Below are 22,118 nucleotides of genomic sequence, written 5' to 3' on the forward strand. Positions count from 1 at the left end.
GTTCATGCTGATTAGGAAGGAAAGCAAGTGGCAACAGCGTTTGCTCAAGGCGACGGCGATGGCTTTTGGGTTGGCTTTGGTCCTTGGTGGATCAGGAAGTGGCTGGTGGATGCCAGAACGGGTGCGGGCGCAGTCTCTTACAGTGGGAAAGATAGACGACTTCACAGCCAAGCCCGTAGCAGATGGCAGTAAAGGCTCATACGACCTGAAGCTCGAGATGTCGCCAGAAGGAAAGTTTACCGCTGAGGCCAAGATCACCGTTGAAAATCGTTCCAAGGACGAATGGGATCAGTTGATCTTTTACTTCCTGCCCCATGCATTTACAAAAGAGAACAAACCCCCATTCTTCGAGGACGCAGCTGAAGTGAAAATTCGAGAGGTCAAGCTGGATGGTGTGAAGGCGAAGTATCAACTGACGGGTGATACGCTTGCCATCCCACTTGCCGAAAAGCTTGCGCCAAATGAGAATCGAGAGGTAATCGTAAAATATTCGTTTACCGTTCCGAGAAAAGGATTGCGATTTGACCGTACGGAAAACGGCTTTCATCTAGCGCAAGCATATCCGATGCTTGCCTCCTACCAGGGAAAGGACGGATGGAATAAGAAGCCGTATTCGCTTCGAGGTGAATCGTATCATACGAGCCATGCGGATTTTTCGATTTCGTACCGCTTGCCGCCAGGGTATACCATCATTAGCTCTTCTGATCAGGATAAGGCGTCGAACAGTCAGAGCGGTAAATTAAAAGTGAAAAATACGAAGGAAGTATTCATCGCCGTTGTAAAAGGAATGCAAAGTAAAAGCAAAACGGTTAAAGGTGTCGAGCTGCGAGTATGGGGAAAGGAAGCAGACAAGGAAGCGATGATTGTCGCTTTAAAAGCTGCGGAAAAATCGCTTGAACAATTCACGGATAAATTGGGTCCATATCCGCATAAACAACTCGATATCCTGTTGGATGAAACCGCAAGTATGGAATATCCTGGCGTGGTGACGGTTGGACACATGGGGAGTGTAGTCCCCGATATGAGTCACACGGTGGTGCACGAGATTGCCCATCAATGGTTCTATGGAGTGGTCTCGAATGATCCGTTCCATCACGCTTGGTTGGATGAAGGAATAACAGAGCTGGCTACAACGCTCTATTTTTACGATGTGGAGAAAAAAGGGGACGCAAGCTTTTATTTTGCTGATCAAGCGGATGCGACCAAATCGGTTTCCAATCTGCCGCTGGATGCATTTGACAAGGGACCGATCGTGGGTCCGGTGTACGGTCAGCCTGTAAAAGAGCTATGGAAGCTGATTACAACTTACGGTGATGCGACGGATGGCTGGGAGTTTTTGCATGAGTATTATCAGACGTACGCTTACAAACAGGTGGATACGCATGAGTTTGTTCGTTTTGCCACAGCGTATTTTCCAGTGAATGAACAGTACTTTGCGAAATGGCTGCGTTTATAGTACGCCCCTGTACACAAAACAACCCGGATAACGGGCACTTTCCCAAGTGTCTGTTTCCGGGTTTTCTTTCTTTTTACAGCATAAGCTTATTTGGTATCATCTGTTTCTTTCTGTTGGTCTTCGTAAAACCAGAGAGGATCATCGCAATCCTCATCGCCATTGTAGTTGATTAAGATTTCTTCACCCGCTTGAATGTCCGTATACGCATAAAAATCAAACGTGTGGTTGTCGAAATTAATCTCATACGTGGCATTTGGCGTGTAGGAATGATTAAATAGCATACCATACCCTAACAAGAAGGCCGTGTGATTAGCACCGTACTCAAATGCATAATCCGCGAGCAAGGTTTTCTCAATATGCTCATGCTCTTCGTTCAAATAAGGCAGCACGGGCGCTTCATGAATCAGGTCGCCTTTTCGGATATCTTGAGTCGCAAATACACCTCTATTTAATTCTCCATTGCTAAGTTTGGAGGTCTTGACTTCGATCATGCGGATCACCTGCATTTCTTATGTCTGTGGAAAACGTATCTTTCTAAGGATGACAGTTGATCGAGCAGAAAGCAATGTTTTTTATTTGATAACCAAATGATGGCGAACCGCGTAAGCAGCGAGCTGGACGCGATTAGCCAATTGCAGCTTCTCGAGAATGTTTTTCAGGTGGTTTTTCACTGTGTTTTCTGCGATGATCAGCGCTTCGCTTATTTCCCGATTCGTTTTTCCTGCTCCCACATACATGACAATCTCTCGCTCTCGCGGGGTCAGAACAGCAGGGACCATTTCATCTGTGGTTTCTTCTTGACGGAAGCGGTACATGAGTCGGGTTGCCATTTCGCGAGTCAATTCACTGTCCTCGCCGAGCAAGGCATGCAAGTAGTTAATCCAGTCGTCAGGCTCTAAATTTTTCAGCAAGTAACCTTGGGCACCGAACTGAATGGCCGTGATCAGGTCAGCAACGTCATCGGAGACGCTGAGAATGACGACCTTGATGTGCGGGTATGCTTTCTTGACCTCGCGGGTCGCTTCGAGTCCGCTCCATTTCGGCATGTTGATGTCCATGAGAACAAGATCCGGTTGTATTTGTCCGCATAAGAGAAAGGCTTCCTCGCCATTTTGCGCTTCTCCGATGACTTCAAAAGAGGGATCTGGATCAAGGAGGCTGCGAATGGCCATACGAGCCATCGGGTGGTCGTCGGCGATCAATACACGGTAAGCGTTCATAGTGTTTTTCCTCCTGAATAAGAAGATAAGCGGATGATCGTGCCGCCTGCCGGTCGCACCTGAATGTCGAGGTAGGCGTTCAACTGGCGTGCTCGCTCGCGCATCATGGACAAACCGTATTTTTTCGTATCGGGAGAAGGGTTGGAAATCCCAATGCCATCGTCCTCAACGGCGAGAATCCAGCCAGTTGTTTCATCTGTCGTGAGGTGAATCCACGAATGCTTGGCCTGAGAATGCTTGCGAATGTTGGCAAAAGCTTCCTGGATGATCCCAAACAGTTGTACTTCTGCGGTGGGAGTAAAAAAGCCGTCTTTGACGTGCAATTCGCTAGCAACGTCGATTCCTGATAAAGCGCTCCATTGGGCCAACCATTTCTCAAGGCGTTGATCCAGACTGCCTTCTTCTGGCAATGAGCGCAAGTTAAAGATGGCTTGGCGTACATGATTGTCGATGGCAGATACAGCGACCCGTGCATCGTCCAATTGTCCCTGCTTCAGCTTTACGTTGAGGAAGAACAAAGACTGTGCAATCCCGTCGTGTAATTCGCGGGCAAGGCGTTCCCGTTCTTCATAAACAGCGCGACGGGCTTGTTCCTCGACGATTCGTGCATTCATTTGTTTAAGCGTGTGAAACATCCAGGTAGCAAATAAAAAAGAGAGAAAGAGCGTCAAGAGGGTAATGTACACATTTCCAGCTTCCATAGACATATAAGGCAGCAGAAAGTCGTGACGGATGAATTCAAAACCCCCGATGATGATGGTTGGAATCAAAAAGGTCAACCAATAAAAGATTCGATAGGACATGCAGATGCCTCCTTGCATGACTGTTGGCAAACATTCCTTAAGTATACCGAATGGGACGAGCGGATGGTATACTCAGGTGAGAAAAGGTGGAAAGCAGGAGGGAATATCATGAGCACGATTGCGAAAGCATTGACGATAGCGGGTTCAGATAGCGGTGGGGGAGCTGGGATTCAGGCAGATCTGAAAACCTTTCATCAACTCGGTGTGTACGGGATGAGTGCGATCACAGCAATCACTGCACAAAATACATTGGGTGTAGCAGGTGTTTATCCGTTGCCGACAGAGGCAGTTGCCCAGCAAATGCATGAGGTGTTGCGTGATCTTGGCGCTGACGCGGCGAAAACGGGCATGCTGTTTAATGCTGATATCATTCGTGTTGTTGCGGAAGAGATCAAAGCATTTGGCCTGAAAAAGCTGGTGGTAGACCCGGTGATGATTGCCAAGGGAGGGTCAAAACTACTGTTGGATGAGGCGATCATTGCATTGAAAAAAGAGTTGTTGCCGTTGGCGGAAGTCGTCACACCTAACTTGCCGGAAGCAGAATGCTTGACTGGCATGAGAATCGAGACGACAGATGAGATGCGCGAAGGGGCAAAAGCGATACATGCGTTGGGCGCCCGCAATGTCCTGATGAAGGGTGGACATATGCAAGGGGACGTTGTCGTTGATATTTTGTTCGATGGTACCGCATTCCATGAAATATCCCATGAGCGTATTCATACACGCCATACGCACGGTACAGGTTGTACATTCTCCGCGGCTCTTACAGCAGAGTTAGCCAAACATACACCGCTCATCACTGCGGTAGAAAAAGCAAATCGCTTTATTTTCGAAGCAATTAAGACAGCACCGCAATTGGGTGGCGGGCATGGGCCGACCAACCACTGGGCGGTTGTAGACTAAGTTTATCAAAAGAATGCCCCACAGCGATGCCGTACAAGCAATCGCTGATGGGGCATTTTTTATTTGACTTCTACTGAAAAAGTACCTTGAAGACGTTCAGGATAGCTGGACAGAGGAAAGGAATAGGAAGTAGGGGTGCCTTTGTTTGTTTTTCGCTTGAATAGAATGGAATAGTTTTGAATCGATTCATCATTTGTGGAGTAGTTGCTTCCTTGCACATAATCATATTCATTTCCTAGGTCGTCAGTCAGGTCATACCCTAAGGATATATGAGAGTGTTTATCTTGAAGCGGAACCTTCAAAGAAAAGTCCATACCCACCACATCATCGACTTGACGCAGTGCTGTTAATTTTAAGCGATCATTCGGCACGTTTGTTAATGTGCCTGTCTTCGCGTCGATTACGATTCGCAGTTTATCTTTGTCTAGGGCACGAATGCTATCGGCTTTGAGAATTAGCTTTTCGGGCTCTACAAAATAAATACTTTCCAGATTATATATCCTCCCATTTTCACCGTTGTCACGAACAGGAATGCCATTTCCCCAAAAAGCGAATGGTTCTCCTTTTTCATCTTCGAGCCTCAGCTTATCAAAATCAAATACGTGCTTTTGGTTAGCTGGATCAAAGCGAATGCTCACTTCTGTCTGAGTAGGAAAAACCGCGATTTGTTCAATCGTGAAACGCTGACCGTCGATCATGACTTCCTTCATCACCGGGTACACTTTTTTGTCAAAGGTCTTAAATTTGTTTTTATCTACAGCAAAGTCGATCAAGAGAGGAGTCTTTTGTTCGAGATTATCGATTGCAAGTGTGACTTTTGCAGTCATTGCATCGGGTATTTCAGTGGCTTCATTGATGACAATATCAATACGATCCTGAATCACAGGCTCTTCTCTCCCCATGCTTGACCAAGATACACCATGCTCCCATTCCTTTCCCGTTTTGTCTAACAACTCGATCTTGTGCAGGGCTACTTCTTTATCCGTAAATGGATGCTTTACAGTATAGAAGAGGACCATCCGTTTTTCGTCGGCCAAAACTTGATCGATGGTAAACGTCACATCTTCCGTTGAACCACTGGCGCCAATATTTTGAACGAGGTTGTGTTCTGCTGCCTTTTGCAAGCCTTTATCGTCCCGAAGAAAATCAACGATCTTTTCCATCCCGGGAATCGAGCTGACATATGCGGCAACAGCGGGTGAAAGGCGAACGGAAAAAATAAACACGAAAATGAACAAACAAGCAACCAGACTAGAACCAACGCGTACCCAGCGTTTGCGGCTCCGATTTTGACGCAGCTCTTTTGCTTGTTCCATCCCTCTTCGAATGTATTGATCAATCTCAGCGGGAACCATGAATGGACTCGCATTCTTTTTTTCATTTTCACTCATAAAACTCACCAGCCTTTCCCGAGATCTTTGCGCAGTGCACCCAGAGCCTTGTGCAGCCATGTTTTGATGGTGCCTTCCGGATGACCGAGTACCTCAGCAATGTCGCGTATTGTCCGATCTTCAAAATATTTCAAAATAATGATGTGCCGATAATTTGGACTGAGACGAGCGAGAGCCGCTTCAATTTGGATACGCTCGACATTTTGGTCGTCCATCGGAGTACTTGCACGACTTTCGACGTCATCCTCCATGGGATCCAAGATGATCCGTTTTCGGCGCTTTTGCTCATCCAGACAAATATGAATAAGGATGCGGGTCAGCCAAGTACGAAAATACGCAGGCTGTTTCAATCGTGCCAGCTTGAGATAGGAACGGCACGTCGCTTCCTGAATGGCCTCTAATGCATCTGTCTCGTTACGAAGAAAGGCGTAGGCGATTTTATACAGTTGTTCTTTATGAAGGCTGACGAGTTGAAAAAAGGCATCATCATCCCCATTTTTTGCGCGTGAAACGAGCAGTTCCAGATTCACTTTTTCCCCCTCCTCTACCATTAGACGGCCAAGAGGCAAAAACGGTTTTCCTAAAATGTCAGCAACTCTCTTTTGTTTTGAACCAATCCCCCGTCCACTGCTTACTGTAAAAGAAAGAAGTGTGTAAGGATGGGGTGCAGGTGAATGTGGATCAAATGGGTTACGATTCATGAATCGTATGGTCTCCCACGGATTGCTCAGGAATGTCGGCGTTATTTAGAAATGAAAGGAATTCGAGTCAGGCTTTTATCCAGGCAGACCAAAAAAGCAGGACATGTCTATACGCTCCAAGTCCCGCAAACTCAAGAGGGGCAAGCAAAGACGCTGTTACGCGAATTTAAGAACACCCTGAAATAAAAGGCACAGCCATACTTCCCCTCACGTCCTGTCGAGTGGCACGGGCATACTAGGTGAAGGGGGGAATGATGGCTATGGGAACAACCCTTTTGGAAAGACCTGAAAAGACGGAGCAGAAAGGCAGCAAGCTGTTTGCTCCGGATTATATTTTCGTTGAGCCACATGCATTGAATTATCCACTTGGTCAAGAGCTGTATCGCCGTTTTCAGGCGGAAGGGATTCCGATGCAGATGACGACTAGCCATAATCAGGTTCGTGGCATTCCTGGTGATACTGAAGTGGAGAAATATCGCAATGCGAAGCGGACGTTGGTCATTGGTGTACGCAAAACATTGAAGTTCGAGACTTCCAAGCCTTCCGCAGAATATGCCATTCCACTGGCAACAGGATGTGCTGCCCACTGTCACTATTGCTATTTGAACACCAATATCGGGACTAAGCCGTATGTTCGGGTGTACGTCAATACAGATGAGATTCTGGCACAGGCCGAAAAGTATATCCAAGAACGCCCGGGAGAAATCACTCGTTTTGAGGCAGCTTGTACATCTGATCCGGTAAGTATTGAGCATCTTACAGGCAATCTGAAACGAGCAATTGAGTTTATGGGCCAGCAGGAGTTTGGGCGGTTGCGCTTCGTGACGAAGTTTCACCATGTGGATTCCTTGCTGGATGCCAAGCACAACAAGCATACCCGATTTCGTTTCAGCATGAATGCCGACTATGTCATCAAAAATTTTGAGCCAGGTACCTCCAGCTTTCATCAGCGACTGGAGGCAGCAGGGAAGGTAGCCAAGGCAGGTTATCCGCTGGGCTTTATTTTAGCGCCATTGTATTGGTTTGAAGGATGGGAAGCAGGGTATACCGATTTGTTGGAAAGGCTGCGTTCGCAGTTGGTCCCCGAAGCGATGGAGGATTTGACGTTTGAGCTAATCCAGCACCGTTTTACCAAGATCGCGAAAAGCTTGATCCTCCAGCGCTATCCGAAAACGAAGCTGGAGATGAAGGAAGAAGAGCGCAAGTACAAATGGGGGAAATACGGGAAAGGGAAGTATGTCTATCCCGACATCCAAGCAAAGGCTTTGCAGGCCCATTTGGAAAGTGAAATTGCTCGATTGTTTCCACAGGCTCGGGTTGAATATTTTACGTAAGAACCAGACTGCTCTTGATGAAGAGCAGTTTTTCTTTTAGAAAGATGAGCACCAAATGATACCAAACGACACGATGCGAATATTTTCGACAAACGCTTACATACGTGCTAGAATATGGAGTGCTCTCATTTTCTTGAAAGGAATCGAAGCATACATGAAGTCCATATTGATTACCGTTGAGGGACCTATTGGTATTGGGAAAACCTCTTTATCGCGGGAACTAAGCCGTGCATGCAACTTGCAGCTACTGGAAGAGATCGTCTACGAAAACCCGTTCCTGGGTAAATTTTATGAAAATATTGCCGAATGGAGCTTTCAACTCGAAATGTTTTTCCTCTGCAATCGTTACAAGCAGTTGCAGGATATTCATTCACAGTTCCTGAATCAAGGTATTTCCGTTGTTTCTGATTACAATATTTTCAAAAATACGATTTTTGCCAAACGGACGCTACAAGGAGATAACCTGCCAAAGTACCTCAAAATTTATGATATCCTAACAGAGGATTTGCCTCAGGCGCATTTAGTGATCTACATGACAGCTTCGATTGAGACCGTGATGAAGCGGATTGCGATGCGCGATCGCGAAATGGAGCGCAGCATGGATGTCACCTATATGGAGAACCTGATTGCTGATTACAACGAGTTTATGGAAGCGTTTGAAAAGCATCATCCGGATACGCCTGTCATCAAATTCGACTGTGACGATTTGGATTTCGTACATCGACCAGAAGATTTGAAGGTTGTACTGGATCGAATTGTGCCACGAATTCAAGAGTTGATGGGACAAGAAGGATAGGGAACAAAGGAAAAGTAAGCATGGGGATAAGGAGTTGCGTACATGTCGAGGTTTCAAAACAGCACGCTTCGTGAAAAATACGGGATACCAAACAACGCAGTAATTACGATCGGCGGGACAGTAGGGGTAGGAAAATCCACCTTTACACATGCCTTGGCAGATCAGCTCGGATTTCGCGTATCTGTAGAAAAGGTTGACAATAACCCGTATTTGGGCCGTTACTATAATGATTTATCACGTTGGGGTTTCCATTTGCAAATTTTCTTTTTGGCAGAACGCTTCAAGGAACAAAAACGGATGTTTGATTATGGCGGCGGTTTTGTCCAAGATCGCTCCATTTATGAGGATACCGGGATTTTTGCCCGCATGCTGTACGAGCAAGGCAACATGACAGAAGAAGATTACCGCACTTATACAGAACTTTTTGAAGCGATGGTCATGACGCCTTACTTCCCGCATCCGGACATTTTGATCTACTTAGAGGGCAGCTTCGATGATATTATTGGCCGCGTAAAAGAGCGAGGGCGTCCGATGGAGCAACAAACACCGGTGGATTACTGGCAGGATTTATTTAGCCGCTATGATAGCTGGATTGCCTCCTTTACGTCCTGTCCGATTTTGCGGGTCAATATCAACGAATACGACGTTGTGGATGACCCATCTTCGGTAGAGAGCATTATTGCGCGGGCTGCTGAAAAAATTCGGATCGGACGAGCTACCCGCTTTTCATCATAAAACCCTTTACAATAACAGAGCACCCCTGCATTTTGCCCGGAAAGAGGCGGAAGCAGGGGTGCTTTGCCTTTATTGGGTGCGATATCCTTCCAAGAGCAAGGTCAATGCTGCAGAAATTTCCTCAAGGGACTTCTCATGATCAGGCGTCTCCGAAATCCAGAGGACGGCTTCGTTCATCGCACCAGACAGCAAATGAGTCAGAGCGTCGATGGAAACGGTACGTAGGTACCCCTGCTCTTGCATCGTTTGTAGCTGCTCCCTGAGATGCCGCATGGAGTTTTCCTCGTCCATTCGGCGCCACGTTTCCCACCCGATGACAGAAGGGCCATCGATAAGCAAAATCCGCTTGTTGCGATGTTCGACGGCCGAGGAGACAAAGGCCAGGCACCCCAAGATCAATTGTTGCCAAGGCTCCTCACTTTTCGCAGCTTCAGCTTCTACGCGCTCTCCGATTTCTTGTTGGACAGAAGCCAGTACTGCCTCAAACAACCCTTCTTTGTTCCCAAAATGATGGTATAGTGCGCCCCGGGTCACCCCGGCTTGTTTTACGATGTCTTCCATGGCGGCATCCGCATAGCCTTGCCTAGAGAACACCTCTCTTGCTACTTCGATCAGTTTTTGCATCGTCTGCTGTTTTTGCTCTGCTTTGGACATCTTCATGCTTTACAATCTCCTTACTTGTTTCATGCCAGATTAGACAGGGTCAACATAGCTGTCAGCAAATGCTTCAGAAGGCGGGATTACTTTTATGATATCAAGTAAAATGCCGCTTGGATCGGATGTGATAAAATGCCGCTGACCGAAATCTTCGTCTTTAATGTCAAGATGGAGAGGAAGACCTGCTTTCACAATAAGTCTCTCGTATTCAGCGTCAACATCATCGACTTCGAAATTAAGGATAAGACCACCATCAACTGGCTTTCGGAAACCCTGTGGAATCGTGTTGTGTGAAGGATCCAAGATGGCTAGCTCAAATGCCGGAGTACTGCTCTTATTTTGCATGCTCACATACCAGTCTGCTTCGAAAACAATTTCAAAACCAAAGTACTCTCGATAAAACTTCGAGCTAGCCTCAACTTGTTTTGTCAAGATGACAGGATAAAAGCTGTTCACTTTCATTACGGATCTCTCCTTCACGATTGGATGAGATTAATTTTACATACATACAGTATGTACGTAAAGTGTTTTCACAATTTTTTCAACAAAGCTTCCTACACTTTGCCACACGCAAATCGGCAACGGATAAACCCCGCTGTGGTATAATAAGAACATCTTGGAATTAAAGGGGCTCAGACATGGCAGAAGAATGGTTTGAACGCAGCTTTCGCGAAGATTATGTGCTTGTGTATCGTCATAGGGACGATTCGGCAGCAGATGGAGAGATCGCTAATCTGTTGGAAAGATTGCCGGTAAAGGACACAGGACGCGTACTTGATCTTTGCTGCGGGAGCGGGCGTCATTCGCGTGCGCTGGCTCGCCGGGGGTATGAAGTAGTTGGTGTGGATTTGTCGCCTGTTCTTTTACAGTTGGCCGAGGAACAAAACACCTATCCACAGCTAAGTTTTGCCCGCTGTGACATGCGCGACATTCCGTTTCGCGAAGAATTTGATATCGTGGTGAATTTGTTTACCAGCTTCGGTTATTTCTCCACAGATGAAGAAAATGCTAACGTTATTCGTAACATGGCACAAGCTCTCAAAACAAAAGGTGAAGTGGTCATCGATTTCTTAAATGCAGCGTACGTCATCGATAATCTCGTGCCGCACTCTACCAAGGAAGTCAGTGGGATGTTGATTAAAGAAGAACGCTGGATCCAGGATGGATTTGTGAAAAAGCGGATACTGATTTCCGACGAGTCATCGAATGAACCGCGTGAGTATATGGAGCAGGTTCGCTTGTTCTCTGCCCAGCAAATGATTGCGATGCTTACAGAAGCGGGATTCGAAAAAATTCAAGTATTTGGAAACTATCTATTTGAAGAATATGTGGCGCATGAATCACCGCGTATGATTTTTTATGCTGTGAAGCAATAGGGTGCGGATAACCTGTACGTCTCGTGAATATGATGGTGTAACAACCATTTATCGGGTAAAAGGGGGCATTGCTACAATGAGCAAGCTGTCTTTGGAACAGGTCAAATTGTATCTGAGCAAAGTACCTGGCTGGAAGCTGGTAGAAGACCGAATGGCACTATCACGCACGTACCACTGTCGTGACTTTTCCACTGCGGTCAGTTTCGTCAACCGTGTGGCGGAGATGCTTGAGCATGACAATCAGCATGTGGAAATTCATCTGGCAGGTGGGACAGTCACGTTTACGTTAGCCACCCGTGAGGCAAAAGGTTTAACCGGCAAAGATTTTGCATTAGCCCAGACCATTAGCAAAGTAAGCTGAAAGGCAGAAGAGAAATAACCGCTTCCCATAGCGAAGCGGTGTTTCTTTTTGGCTTTTTAAGAGTTACTTTGTTATGATGGGCAGTATGAACCATTTCGGAGGGATTACAAGATGGACATTCAACAACATGAGCAATTGATTCAACTGTTGGCGGAGTATAAAAATCAAAAGGCTTCCGTGACTTTTACCCAATGGGATACCGATAGGGAAGAAGAGGAAGAGGTAACACAATTTCAAGCTCAGCTTTTGGAAACCAAGCTGACTGACAATGAATTTGAAGAAAAAGATCTCCTCCTTGTGTTTACGACAGCAGAGGGCGAAGAATTGGAAATCCTGATGGAGATTCCGGGTGATGAAGTAGATTTGGCTAGCTATGAAGAAGGACATTTGCGTATTTTTGGAACAGAAGCGGAGATTGTTTTGCAAAAATGAAAACGAAGCGAGCTTTTCGTTATGTAGGCACGCCCGATCCTATGTCTGATAAAGAGGCGTACCACTGCGAAAAATATATAAAGAAAAACAAGCATTCATTGGTGAGAGCGGGACAATATTTGGTTGATGTAACAGCCCTCCATGCTTTGTTTCACTTGGACTGTTGGAATTGCAGGACGGTTCATCGTGAGACCTGTTGTGAGGGTGGACAACCTTACGCCGTAGAAAAATGGCAGATTCCAATCATGGAAGGGGAAATCCCCTCTATCTCTGCTGGACTCGAGGATGAGGCTGAACGCAATCATTGGCTTCTTCATGGAGTTTGGGATCGCAATGAACCTCAAGGAACCATTCGCATGCGGCATGGCAATTGCCTTTTTTATCAAGAAAACAATGGGCGTTACGGGTGTGCGATCCATGCTTATGCGGAGCAGGCTGGTCGTGAAGTAGAGCCTATTAAGCCATTTAGCTGTCAACTGTATCCAATCGATTTGATTGATACAGGGGAAGGGATTCTGTTAACAGCAGTCACCAATGAAACCTCCTCCTTTTCCAGATGGGGTACGGATTATTTGGAGCAGTTTTATTGTGCCAGTCCAGCTCGCCGAAAGCTTGCCACGCACATAGATGACAAGCTGTTTGCATTAGAAGGCTATCGACCAGCCTATGAGTGGAATCTCCCTTTGTTACGTTATATCTTGCAAGATGATGCCGAGCGAATAGAAGGCATACTTGCGAGTAGCTATCAATTGGAACGTTGAATGCCGTGTGATATGATGATGTATGCATCAAGTAGATTGATAAAGGAGCAACAGCGATGAACGTCAAGACAACTCAAGAATCTCGTACAATTCAGGCATCACTGGTTCAGCCATCCGATACGAATTACCATGGGACTATTTTTGGTGGTACGATGATGGCTTATATAGATGAGGTAGCTGCAATCGCTGCGATGCGACATTCGCGTCGCCCTGTTGTGACAGCATCGATTGATTCGATTGACTTTCTGGCTCCCGTCAAAATGGGACATTCCATTTGCCTCGAAGCGTTTGTTTCGTCAACGGGCAAAACGTCCATGGAAATTTTCGTAAAGGTTATCTCAGAAAATCTCCAGACTGGCAATCGCATTTTGACCGCGACATCTTTTCTCACCTTTGTTGCCTTAGATGAAGATGGAAATCCGACTGAGGTGCCAGCCATTGTTCCTGAAACAGAGGAAGAAGAGCGATTGATGGCAACTGCGGATGAGCGCAAAAAAATGCGCAAAGAACGAAAAGGGAATCTGCAAGATTTCGTTAGCCAATTGAACATCGAGAAAAACATATAAATACTTTAGTCTTCACCCTGAGCGAACATTCGTTCAGGGAATTCTCGTTTATTTATGAGGAGGAGGAATCGGGCAATGAAGTACCGCAGACTAGGAAAAACGGATCTGAACGTATCCGTGATCGGTGTAGGTACCTGGCAATTTGGCGGGGAGTGGGGCATGGATTTCTCCCAAGAAGCTGTTGACCAGATTCTCGACAAAGCAAAAGATCTCGGCATCAACTTGATTGATACAGCGGAATGCTACGGAGATCATCTGTCCGAACAGCTTATCGGAGGATATTTGAAAAAAAGCCGCCGGGAAGACTGGATTGTGGCGACGAAATTCGGTCATCATTTTCATGACAAATTTTCTCGAACCAATCATTACGGTGCAGTTGAAGTTCAGCAGCAGTTGGAAAAATCGCTACAAGCCTTGCAGACCGACTATATTGACTTGTACCAATTCCACTCGGGACCTGACGAGGCTTTTGACAATGATGACTTGTGGACCTACCTCGACAAACAGGTGCAGGCAGGAACGATCCGTCATCTCGGTCTCTCCATAGCGAAAAACGACAACATGCATCAAACATCAGCTGCTTCTTCGGTACATGCAAAAGCAATCCAAGTAGTTTACAATCGTCTGGATCAAAAGCCGGAAGAAAGTGTTTTTGCTTCTTGCCAGCAGCAAGACCTTGGTGTATTGGCTCGCGTTCCGTTGGCGAGTGGTTATTTGAGCGGAAAGTATAAGCCGGGTTCTGTATTCGGTGGAAATGATGTTCGACACCGACACGATCAGGAGCATGTCAACAAGCTGTTGCTCCAGGTAGAAGAAATCAAGAAAAATGAAGTTCCAGAAGGAATGGATATGGCGCAGTGGGCATTGGCGTGGTGCCTCAAGCATCCGGCTGTCACGACCGTGATCCCGGGCAGCAAGAGCCCAGCACAAGTAGAGGCAAATGCCAAAGCGGCTGACTATGTAAGCGATGAGCATCCACAAGCGATGTCGAAATAAAAAGGATACGTGCCATGACAACTTCCAAAAAAACGGAAAGAACGTGCGCGAATGGTCATTCATACATGAAAAGCACAGATTGTCCGACTTGTCCAATCTGTGAGCAAGAACGCAAACCGGACATGGGATTTCTTTCTCTGCTCTCGGCACCAGCAAGAAGGGCATTGGAACACAATGGAATCACTACCTTGGAACAGCTCGCAAGCTACAGCGAAAAAGAGGTTCTGAAATTTCATGGGATGGGGCCAGCATCTATGCCGAAACTTCGGACAGTATTGAAGGAAAAGGGATTGTCATTTAAGAACGAATGATTGAACACAGCGAATAAAAAAGGAGGAGCCGCGAGAGGATAGCGGCTTCTCCTTTTTCTTTTAATCCAAAAAGCGGGATCTGATCTGAGGGGTAGGTAGCATGCATTGCTCTGCTTTACCCATCCATCGATAGCGATTTCTCGCGACCCAATCATAAATCGGATTGCGGACAGGTCTAGGGATGAGTCGAGCTATGTTTGACAGCAGAGGCCATCCGCCTTGAAGCTTGCGGCCAACGTGCAAGATCGCATCCGATTTCGTATATAGCTGTCCGTTGGCGATAAAGACCACGGATGACATGTCTTTTTCCTGATAGTTGTAATGAGACAAAATTTCCTGCGCTCTCTGTGACTGCAAGGAAGCAAAATGAATGTGTCCATGCGGATCACGCTTCAAAATAAACTGCACAGCACCGTGGCACAGATGACAAACCCCATCAAACAGCAACAGATACGCAGGATGGTCCAGTTCTCTGCCTGCTTTCATGAGACAGCCCTCCATACTTCAAGTGGTTTGTTCTACATGCTTATCCTTAGCTCCATCATAACAGAGAAAGACAATGGTTCCTATACACGAACAATTATTCCGTCACAAACGCGAGTGTCCCTTGCTGGATCAGCTCTTCTGCCTTTACGAGATCAGGATGCATTTCGCGGTCTTCATGCAGACGGGGAATCACCCGGCGCAACTCTTCATAGGCTCGTGCTGTACCTGTTCCAAGATCTCCCGAACCAAAATCGATAGCTTGTGCTGCTGCCAAATATTCAATGGCAAGCACCTTGGTGACATTAGATACGATCGTGCGAAGCTTGCGTGCAGAAGTTGTACCCATGCTGACATGGTCCTCCTGATTGGCAGATGACGGGATCGAATCGACAGATGCCGGATGGCAGAGCACTTTGTTTTCAGAAACAATGGAAGCGGCTACATATTGCGTAATCATAAATCCAGAATGGAGTCCTCCATTTTCGGTTAGGAATCCGGGAAGACCGCTTAGCTGTGGATTGACGAGACGTTCTGTCCGTCTTTCGGAAATGTTTGCCAGTTCAGCTATGGCAATGGCAAGAAAATCTGCTGCGAATGCCATTGGCTGACCATGGAAATTTCCGCCGGAGATGACGTCGCCAGTTTCCGTAAAAAGGATAGGGTTATCGGTGACGCTATTGCATTCACGAGTAACTGTAGTCCATACATACTCCAGTGTATCACGAGTTGCACCGTGCACTTGTGGGAGGCAACGAAGGCTGTAAGGATCTTGTACACGCAGTTCACCCTGTGCAGTTGTACGTTTGCTGCCGGATAAGTGCTGGAGTAATCGCTTGGCCGACTCTTGCTGTCCTGGATGCGGGCGGACGAGATGGAGCTGAGGATCAAAGGCTTTTGGAATTCCACGTAGCGCTTCAATCGTCATCGCCGCAATCAATTCCGCGCTTTCAAGCAGAACTCGCGAATCATACAAGGCGAGGCAAAGCTGTGCGGTCATCGCCTGTGTACCGTTAATCAGAGCCAGACCTTCTTTTGCCTCCAGTCGAATAGGGGAGAGACCCACTTCGCTCAGTGCTTCTTTGCCAGAAAGCCGCTTGCCATTGACGAGTGCTTCACCTTTGCCGAGCATGACCAGAACCATATGAGCGAGAGGGGCCAGGTCGCCACTGGCACCAAGGGAACCTTGTTGAGGTATAATCGGATGAACCCCTCGATTGCATAGTTCTACTAGCTGAAGCAATGTTTCTTCTCGAATTCCTGAATACCCCTTTGCCAACGCATTGATGCGCAAAGCCATCATCGCACGAACAACTTCAACGGCATAAGGGTCGCCCATCCCGCAAGCATGACTCATAATCAAATTTTCTTGCAGTTTGCTTACGTCCTCACCGTGGATCATGACATCAGAGAATTTTCCGAAGCCGGTGGTGATTCCGTATACGACTTCCTGTTGCGATACCATTCTCTCCACCATAGCCCGTGAAGCACGAACACGATGCAATGCTTCTTCGGTCAATTGGATATGGGTGGCGCTCCTTGCAATGGAAACGACATCTTCGATACGCAATTGATCCCCGTCTACTTTTACAATGTTTGCTTGCTGATTCATCTGTAATTTCCTCCTTTAGCAGAGCAGAGAACGAAAAGAGCGAGGGGTTAGGATATCATATCCTAACCCCTCGCTCGAGAGCATGTATGTGATTGGATGAAAACGTGTAAGCCTGCATTCGTCGCGGCATACGTTCTTCCTCACTTTCGTTCATTTGCAACTGTCTGATTATTTAAGCTATTGCTATCATTGTATCAAATGCCTACGTGCAGTCAAGATGATCTTGTCACGGCGACTTCCCTAAGGAGCAAAAAAAGGGCTTAGTCCATTTTTTCAAACTGGGCGAGAGTCGTCTCTCGAGTTGGATAAATGTCATACCATGTACTGTGTTATTTCATCCGAAAGGACGTGTAGAATTCCGTGGAAAAGCGACGTAAGATGCCGCCAATGCCTACCGCACTCCCAAGGCGTCCTAAAGAAATGCCGAAACCGCCTTCTTCAGCTATGCCATTGCCCTCCCCATCGATGCCGTCACCTATGATGCCTTCTCCTGAAAAACCCAAGTCGGAAAGTCCGATCAATCCGAATCATTCTATTCCAGCGCGCCCAATGCCGCAAAAGCCGATTATGCCTGCTCCCAATTTGGCTAACCCGAACGTGCCAAACGTAATGCCGCCAAATCGGATGCCAGCAAACCCAATGCCACCAAATAGTAAGCCGTCGAATCCAATGCCGCCAAATCTAATGCCACCGAACCGAATGCCGGCAAACCCCATGCCTAACGCTTCACCGAATGTAAGACCCAATGTACGGCCGAATGAAAGTCCAAACATGAGACCAAACGTGCGACCAAATGAGAGTCCAAACATGCGGCCAAATGTAACACCGAACGTAAGGCCAAACGAAAGTCCAAATATGCGGCCAAATGTTGGACCGAATGTAAGGCCGAATGTAAGACCGAATGTAAGACCCAATGTGAGGCCGAATGAAAGTCCAAATATGATGCCAAATGTAAGACCGAATATCAGACCGAATATCAGACCGAACATCAGGCCCAATATAATCAGGCCGAATACGCGACCGAATGAGAACATAGGAAGGGAACTGGAGCTGTACCTGTTCAAATTCCAGTTCCATATGGATCGGATGGAATATTTCCGCCACAAATGCGAGGAGCATCGTGAAAATCGCCGCAAATACATGGATTACCGCAGACATTACAAGCATCATGAACGGAGAATGCATCATTATCATGACCGGTGCCAATTATGGAATGACGGTAGCAGTTCCTTTGGCAGAGGTTCATCATCTTCGGGTGGCAGTAGCTCCTCCTCCTCCGGATACAATTATCAACATAGACGGGGTCATAGACGAGGGCGTGGGTGTGATTGCGGATGTTCATTTTGAAGCGCATGAGGAAGGACGCCAGCTAATTAAGCGGCGTCCTTTTCCATATTCATTTCGTAAATGCCTCAACAGCGACTCCTTTTTTCTTTAATTCGCGTCTTAAAGTAAGGAGGGCATCATCTTTGTTTTTACATTCCAATATGATGTCCACATTGTAATTCGCGAGCGCACTGACAAAAGTTAGGAACGCCTCCGGGTCAATATTGTCTGCATGAGCGCGAAAGTCTTTTTCTGACTTTGGCGAGGACATATGCATCTTCGGTGTGCGCTCTCCCCAGGTTTGAATAATCCTTGGAAGGTATTCCGTCCAATCTTCGCCTTCAGAATGGCAGTTGTGGTGGTGAATATCGAGCACCATCGGCACACCGATCCGTTCGCACAGCTCCAGTACCTCGCGCATGGTAAAAGACATGTCATCGTTTTCCACGACTAAACGACGCTTGACATTTTCAGGAAGCAGCTCGAAGTTGGATGCAAAACGGTCGAGAGAAGAGGCTTTATCTTCGTATACGCCTCCCACATGTGTCACCAAGACGGAATTATCGTCTAGCCCCAGTAAATCAAACACTTTTGCATGGTAGGAGAAATCGGCAATCGTCGATTCCAGCACAGAAGGCTTGTCGCTGTTCAATATGCTGTAATGGCCAGGATGAGCTGTCAAACGAATGCCATGATTGCGGATATAGTTCCCTGCCTTTTGGAAGTCCCATGCGAATTCTTTTGCCCAATCCCATTCAGCTGCTACTGGATGGGTCGCCAGAGGAACAAATTCAGAAGGAAGTCGATACAAAAAGATCTGATTTTCTACATTATAAGCAAGCAAATCCATTAAATTAAAAAAGTTTGCCTGCATAACTTGCCGCAGCTTTTTTAACCGGGCTTGGGGATCTAATTTATTTACTTGGGCAACCGTCGTTTTTTTGTTTGGATTGTTTTTGGTCTTGACACTGATGCAGGCATAGCCCATACGGATCAAAGATAATCTCCCTCCTTTGCAACAGCATTCCTTTGTAGTATCTCCAAAACGGGAACGTCGTCGGCTTCTTGCCAGGGAATTATAAAACGGATAAGATGGGAGAATGTCACAGGTATGCCGATAAACTTTCCTTGAAAACGCGGGTGTTCCTTGTGAGTAGACTTCGGTAAAGGTTTTTGAAGGAGAATGCAATGAATAGTCTTGACCAATCCTATAGTATGACTCTGGTTTTTCTCTCCTATTTTATTTCAGCAATGGTGTCATACACAGCATTAGATCTAGGCGCACGTCTCCATTATGCGAAAGGCAGGGGACGTGTGTTTTGGTTATGTGCTGGATCCGTCTCCATGGGGCTTGGTATTTGGGCTATGCATTTTGTTGCCATGCTTGCCTTGCATCTGCCGATTGCTGTTCAGTATGATAACTTGATTGTATTTTTCTCGATTGTTTTGGCCGTGTTATCATCGGCGCTTACATTATGGATCGTGAGCGAGCAGTCCATGTCCAAAACGAGGGTAGCAATAGGATCAGTTGCCATTGGAGCTGGTATCGCAGGAATGCATTATACAGGGATGGCAGCGATGATGATGAACGCCATTATTCGATACGATTGGCTATGGTTTATCGTATCCATTTTCGTGGCCATCCTGGTTTCAATGGTAGCATTGATTCTTACGTTTCAATTGCGTTCGGTGGACCCAGTAAAAGGTCTCCGGCGTAAAATTTTTGCAGGGCTGTTGATGGGGGCAGCCATTACGGGTATGCATTACACTGGTATGTACGCCACCACATTTATCGCGCATGAGTACATGACGATCGCAGCGATCTCGTATGATGATTCTGGGCTGATTGCTACGATGATTGGCATAGTCATCGTGTTGATCCTGATCGTGACCTTGGCTTCTGTATACGTGGACAAGCAATTCGCAGGGAAGACCTTGCGCGTGCTAGAAAGTGATCAACGCTATAAATCGCTATTTGAGCACAATTACGACGGGGTGATTTTTTACTCGATCGATGGTAGCCAAAGCGTTATGAATCCTGCGGCAATGCGATTGACAAAGGAGCAGAGCCTGCCTCTTAAAAAACTAATGACGATGTGTGCTTCTGCGGATGCAGAGCTCATATCGACACATTTTTCAAATGCAGTACATGGTGAGGCGCGCAGCTACGAGATTACCTTGACCACGAGAGAGGGGCGTCAGCTTCATCTGAACATGACCCATACCCCCGTATTTGTCGATCAGCAGATTACGGGTGTCTTTATGATTATGAGAGACATTACCAATAAGAAGGAATACGAGGCAAAAATCAATTATCTCGCTTTTCATGATTCGTTGACTGGTTTGCCGAATCGCCGTTTTGTCGAGCAGAAACTGGATCAGGTGATCATGGAGGCACAAAAAACGCACCAGCAAGTATATGTGTTGTTTTTGGATCTCGACCATTTCAAGCTGGTAAACGATTCCTTGGGGCATGATTTTGGTGACCTGTTACTACAGGAAGCTTCCTTGCGTTTGCAGGAATGTGTGGGTAAAAAAGGAACGGTGAGCAGGCTTGGCGGAGACGAATTCATGGTGATTCTAACAGATGTCACGGAAAGAGAAGTATCTTCCGTGGCGAATAAGATCAACCAGAGGATTGAACAGGCATTTTTTATCCATGGGCATGAGCTTTACATAACAACGAGTATCGGGATTTCTCGCTATCCAGAGGACGGACAAGACAGAAGTGTCTTGATGCGTAACGCAGATGCGGCGATGTATGCAGCCAAAGAAAAAGGGAAGAACAGCTTCCACCTGTACGTACAGAATCTGGAGCAAGCAGTGAATGACAAAATGAATATTCAAAATGAATTGAATCGTGCTTTGGCCAGACAAGAATTTTTATTGCATTACCAGCCACAGGTATGTGCGAAATCAGGCGCAATCGTTGGCGTAGAATCGTTAATTCGTTGGGATCATCCTGAACGAGGCTTACTTTTGCCAGACCAGTTCATCTCGGTAGCAGAAGAAACAGGGTTAATCGTACCGATTGGAGAATGGGTGCTGCGGACGGCATGCAAGCAGAACAAGCAATGGCAAGAACAGGGACTCATACCACTTCGGGTAGCCGTCAATCTATCTGCACGTCAATTTCTCAAACAAGACTTTACCCAGATGGTCACTGAGATTCTGGACCAGACAGGACTGGCGCCGGATTACTTGGAGCTGGAAATCACAGAAAGCAGCATGATCGACGTCCAGCGCGCCACACAAGTACTTAAGGAACTGAAGCAATTAGGGGTGTGCGTTGCGATTGACGATTTTGGAACGGGCTACAGCTCTCTCTACTATCTAAAAGAATTTTCGTTGAATCGTTTGAAAATAGATCGCTCATTTGTGCGTGACATGATCGAACAGCCTTCGAATCAGGCCATCGTGTCCACGATTATTTCCATGGCGCATCATTTACAACTGCGTGTGATTGCAGAAGGGGTCGAGACAAAAGAGGAGCTTGCGTTTTTGCAGGACCATCTGTGTGAGGAAGTGCAAGGCTATTTATTCAGCAGGCCGCTACCAAGTGAAGACGTAGCGTTTTATTTGCAAGCACAAAAAGGCGCTAGTTAGACAAGAGGAGCAGCTCTCATGAGTTGCTCTTTTGTTTTGCATCTGCGAGCCAAATGAGATGGTATAGCTGTCAAAATAGCACGTAAAATGTACTATTCCTGCTAACTTGTCAAGGAATTGCATGAGGGACGAAAGGAGGGAGAGAATGCTGGCTCTAGGTGTCATCTTATTGCTGTTTACCATTGGAGTTGCGATTGCCATTGGGTATCGGGCAAACGAAAGCGTCCGGCAATTTGATGAAAGCGCGCATGAGAGCTTTATCGGTTCCCAAGCAGAGAGGGAGGGATAACGA

General features: G+C 46.6%; 26 protein-coding genes. 15 read left to right on the forward strand and 11 right to left on the reverse strand.

The genetic code is table 11. The features are described 5' to 3' along the window. The first annotated feature begins 4 nt into the window (after positions 1-4). Positions 5-1,456, forward strand: a complete 1,452-nt coding sequence (locus tag M3630_RS07270; RefSeq protein WP_251251702.1) for a M1 family metallopeptidase — start codon at positions 5-7, stop codon at positions 1,454-1,456. An 86-nt stretch (positions 1,457-1,542) separates the two neighbouring features. On the opposite strand, the gene M3630_RS07275 is transcribed toward M3630_RS07270, so the two are convergent. From M3630_RS07275 to M3630_RS07285, 3 genes are all read right to left on the reverse strand, one after another. After that, positions 1,543-1,947, reverse strand: a complete 405-nt coding sequence (locus tag M3630_RS07275; protein ID WP_012685826.1) for an SET domain-containing protein — start codon at positions 1,945-1,947, stop codon at positions 1,543-1,545. Between the two features lie 81 nt (positions 1,948-2,028). Then, the gene (locus M3630_RS07280; RefSeq protein ID WP_173609779.1) at positions 2,029-2,676 is read right to left on the reverse strand and encodes a response regulator; all 648 of its coding nucleotides are present in this window, start codon (positions 2,674-2,676) and stop codon (positions 2,029-2,031) included. Continuing rightward, complete coding sequence (locus M3630_RS07285) at positions 2,673-3,479, reverse strand: sensor histidine kinase (RefSeq protein WP_173609778.1); 807 nt, start codon at positions 3,477-3,479, stop codon at positions 2,673-2,675. Before M3630_RS07285 ends, M3630_RS07280 begins: the two co-directional genes overlap by 4 nt. A 108-nt stretch (positions 3,480-3,587) precedes the next feature. On the opposite strand from M3630_RS07285, the gene thiD reads away from it, so the two are divergent. Continuing rightward, complete coding sequence (gene thiD, locus M3630_RS07290) at positions 3,588-4,382, forward strand: bifunctional hydroxymethylpyrimidine kinase/phosphomethylpyrimidine kinase (protein WP_251251703.1); 795 nt, start codon at positions 3,588-3,590, stop codon at positions 4,380-4,382. Between the two features lie 59 nt (positions 4,383-4,441). On the opposite strand, the gene M3630_RS07295 is transcribed toward thiD, so the two are convergent. Both M3630_RS07295 and M3630_RS07300 read right to left on the reverse strand, forming a co-directional pair. After that, a complete protein-coding gene (locus M3630_RS07295; protein WP_251251704.1) occupies positions 4,442-5,773 on the reverse strand; it encodes a DUF4179 domain-containing protein in 1,332 nt (443 codons plus the stop codon). 5 nt (positions 5,774-5,778) lie between these two features. Continuing rightward, a complete protein-coding gene (locus tag M3630_RS07300) occupies positions 5,779-6,324 on the reverse strand; it encodes a sigma-70 family RNA polymerase sigma factor (RefSeq protein ID WP_251251952.1) in 546 nt (181 codons plus the stop codon). A gap of 410 nt (positions 6,325-6,734) precedes the next feature. Here M3630_RS07300 and splB point away from each other — a divergent pair, with 410 nt between their 5' ends. The 3 genes from splB to M3630_RS07315 all read left to right on the forward strand — a co-directional run bounded on the left by splB (position 6,735) and on the right by M3630_RS07315 (position 9,339). Next, complete coding sequence (gene splB, locus M3630_RS07305) at positions 6,735-7,808, forward strand: spore photoproduct lyase (protein WP_251251705.1); 1,074 nt, start codon at positions 6,735-6,737, stop codon at positions 7,806-7,808. 154 nt (positions 7,809-7,962) lie between these two features. Next, a complete protein-coding gene (locus tag M3630_RS07310) occupies positions 7,963-8,604 on the forward strand; it encodes a deoxynucleoside kinase (RefSeq protein ID WP_142064742.1) in 642 nt (213 codons plus the stop codon). A gap of 42 nt (positions 8,605-8,646) precedes the next feature. After that, positions 8,647-9,339 carry a deoxynucleoside kinase gene (locus M3630_RS07315; protein WP_251251706.1) on the forward strand — a complete coding sequence of 231 codons (693 nt, stop codon included), beginning with the start codon at positions 8,647-8,649 and terminating at the stop codon, positions 9,337-9,339. 69 nt (positions 9,340-9,408) lie between these two features. Here M3630_RS07315 and M3630_RS07320 read toward each other — a convergent pair whose 3' ends face one another. Both M3630_RS07320 and M3630_RS07325 read right to left on the reverse strand, forming a co-directional pair. Further along, entirely contained in the window at positions 9,409-9,999 is a 591-nt protein-coding gene (locus tag M3630_RS07320) for a TetR/AcrR family transcriptional regulator (RefSeq protein WP_251251707.1), read from the reverse strand. Positions 10,000-10,032: 33 nt separating this feature from the next. After that, positions 10,033-10,458 carry a VOC family protein gene (locus M3630_RS07325; RefSeq protein ID WP_251251708.1) on the reverse strand — a complete coding sequence of 142 codons (426 nt, stop codon included), beginning with the start codon at positions 10,456-10,458 and terminating at the stop codon, positions 10,033-10,035. Positions 10,459-10,634: 176 nt separating this feature from the next. On the opposite strand from M3630_RS07325, the gene M3630_RS07330 reads away from it, so the two are divergent. The 7 genes from M3630_RS07330 to M3630_RS07360 all read left to right on the forward strand — a co-directional run bounded on the left by M3630_RS07330 (position 10,635) and on the right by M3630_RS07360 (position 14,799). Next, complete coding sequence (locus M3630_RS07330; RefSeq protein ID WP_173609771.1) at positions 10,635-11,372, forward strand: class I SAM-dependent methyltransferase; 738 nt, start codon at positions 10,635-10,637, stop codon at positions 11,370-11,372. 76 nt (positions 11,373-11,448) lie between these two features. Next, a complete protein-coding gene (locus M3630_RS07335; RefSeq protein WP_048032351.1) occupies positions 11,449-11,733 on the forward strand; it encodes a 4a-hydroxytetrahydrobiopterin dehydratase in 285 nt (94 codons plus the stop codon). A 111-nt stretch (positions 11,734-11,844) separates the two neighbouring features. Next, positions 11,845-12,165: a hypothetical protein gene (locus M3630_RS07340; RefSeq protein WP_232773101.1), complete on the forward strand. Its 321-nt coding sequence runs from the start codon at positions 11,845-11,847 to the stop codon at positions 12,163-12,165. Then, positions 12,162-12,926 (forward strand): DUF3109 family protein, encoded by a 765-nt coding sequence (locus M3630_RS07345; RefSeq protein WP_251251709.1) that lies wholly within the window; start codon positions 12,162-12,164, stop codon positions 12,924-12,926. Before M3630_RS07340 ends, M3630_RS07345 begins: the two co-directional genes overlap by 4 nt. Before the next feature lie 56 nt (positions 12,927-12,982). Beyond that, positions 12,983-13,492, forward strand: coding sequence for an acyl-CoA thioesterase (locus tag M3630_RS07350; RefSeq protein WP_173609768.1), 510 nt, complete (start codon positions 12,983-12,985; stop codon positions 13,490-13,492). Positions 13,493-13,567: 75 nt separating this feature from the next. Next, on the forward strand, positions 13,568-14,488 hold the full coding sequence (locus M3630_RS07355; RefSeq protein WP_251251710.1) for an aldo/keto reductase: 921 nt from the start codon (positions 13,568-13,570) through the stop codon (positions 14,486-14,488). A gap of 14 nt (positions 14,489-14,502) precedes the next feature. Next, a complete protein-coding gene (locus tag M3630_RS07360; RefSeq protein WP_173609766.1) occupies positions 14,503-14,799 on the forward strand; it encodes an RNA polymerase alpha subunit C-terminal domain-containing protein in 297 nt (98 codons plus the stop codon). Positions 14,800-14,859: 60 nt separating this feature from the next. Here M3630_RS07360 and M3630_RS07365 read toward each other — a convergent pair whose 3' ends face one another. From M3630_RS07365 to M3630_RS07375, 3 genes are all read right to left on the reverse strand, one after another. Further along, entirely contained in the window at positions 14,860-15,300 is a 441-nt protein-coding gene (locus M3630_RS07365; RefSeq protein ID WP_173609765.1) for a thiol-disulfide oxidoreductase DCC family protein, read from the reverse strand. 79 nt (positions 15,301-15,379) lie between these two features. Further along, positions 15,380-16,894 carry a histidine ammonia-lyase gene (gene hutH, locus M3630_RS07370; protein WP_251251711.1) on the reverse strand — a complete coding sequence of 505 codons (1,515 nt, stop codon included), beginning with the start codon at positions 16,892-16,894 and terminating at the stop codon, positions 15,380-15,382. 527 nt (positions 16,895-17,421) lie between these two features. Next, positions 17,422-17,958 carry a hypothetical protein gene (locus M3630_RS07375; protein WP_251251712.1) on the reverse strand — a complete coding sequence of 179 codons (537 nt, stop codon included), beginning with the start codon at positions 17,956-17,958 and terminating at the stop codon, positions 17,422-17,424. A gap of 56 nt (positions 17,959-18,014) precedes the next feature. On the opposite strand from M3630_RS07375, the gene M3630_RS07380 reads away from it, so the two are divergent. Next, positions 18,015-18,332: a hypothetical protein gene (locus tag M3630_RS07380; protein ID WP_173609762.1), complete on the forward strand. Its 318-nt coding sequence runs from the start codon at positions 18,015-18,017 to the stop codon at positions 18,330-18,332. Here the strand turns inward: M3630_RS07380 and uvsE are convergent. Next, positions 18,291-19,217 (reverse strand): UV DNA damage repair endonuclease UvsE, encoded by a 927-nt coding sequence (gene uvsE / locus M3630_RS07385; protein ID WP_173609761.1) that lies wholly within the window; start codon positions 19,215-19,217, stop codon positions 18,291-18,293. The genes M3630_RS07380 and uvsE overlap by 42 nt on opposite strands. 191 nt (positions 19,218-19,408) lie before the next feature. Here uvsE and M3630_RS07390 point away from each other — a divergent pair, with 191 nt between their 5' ends. Next, on the forward strand, positions 19,409-21,826 hold the full coding sequence (locus M3630_RS07390; RefSeq protein ID WP_251251713.1) for a bifunctional diguanylate cyclase/phosphodiesterase: 2,418 nt from the start codon (positions 19,409-19,411) through the stop codon (positions 21,824-21,826). Between the two features lie 145 nt (positions 21,827-21,971). Continuing rightward, entirely contained in the window at positions 21,972-22,115 is a 144-nt protein-coding gene (locus tag M3630_RS07395; RefSeq protein WP_007724273.1) for a hypothetical protein, read from the forward strand. Positions 22,116-22,118 lie beyond the last annotated feature (3 nt).

The sequence above is a fragment of the Brevibacillus sp. MER 51 genome, from assembly GCF_023714195.1.
Lineage (GTDB): Bacteria > Bacillota > Bacilli > Brevibacillales > Brevibacillaceae > Brevibacillus.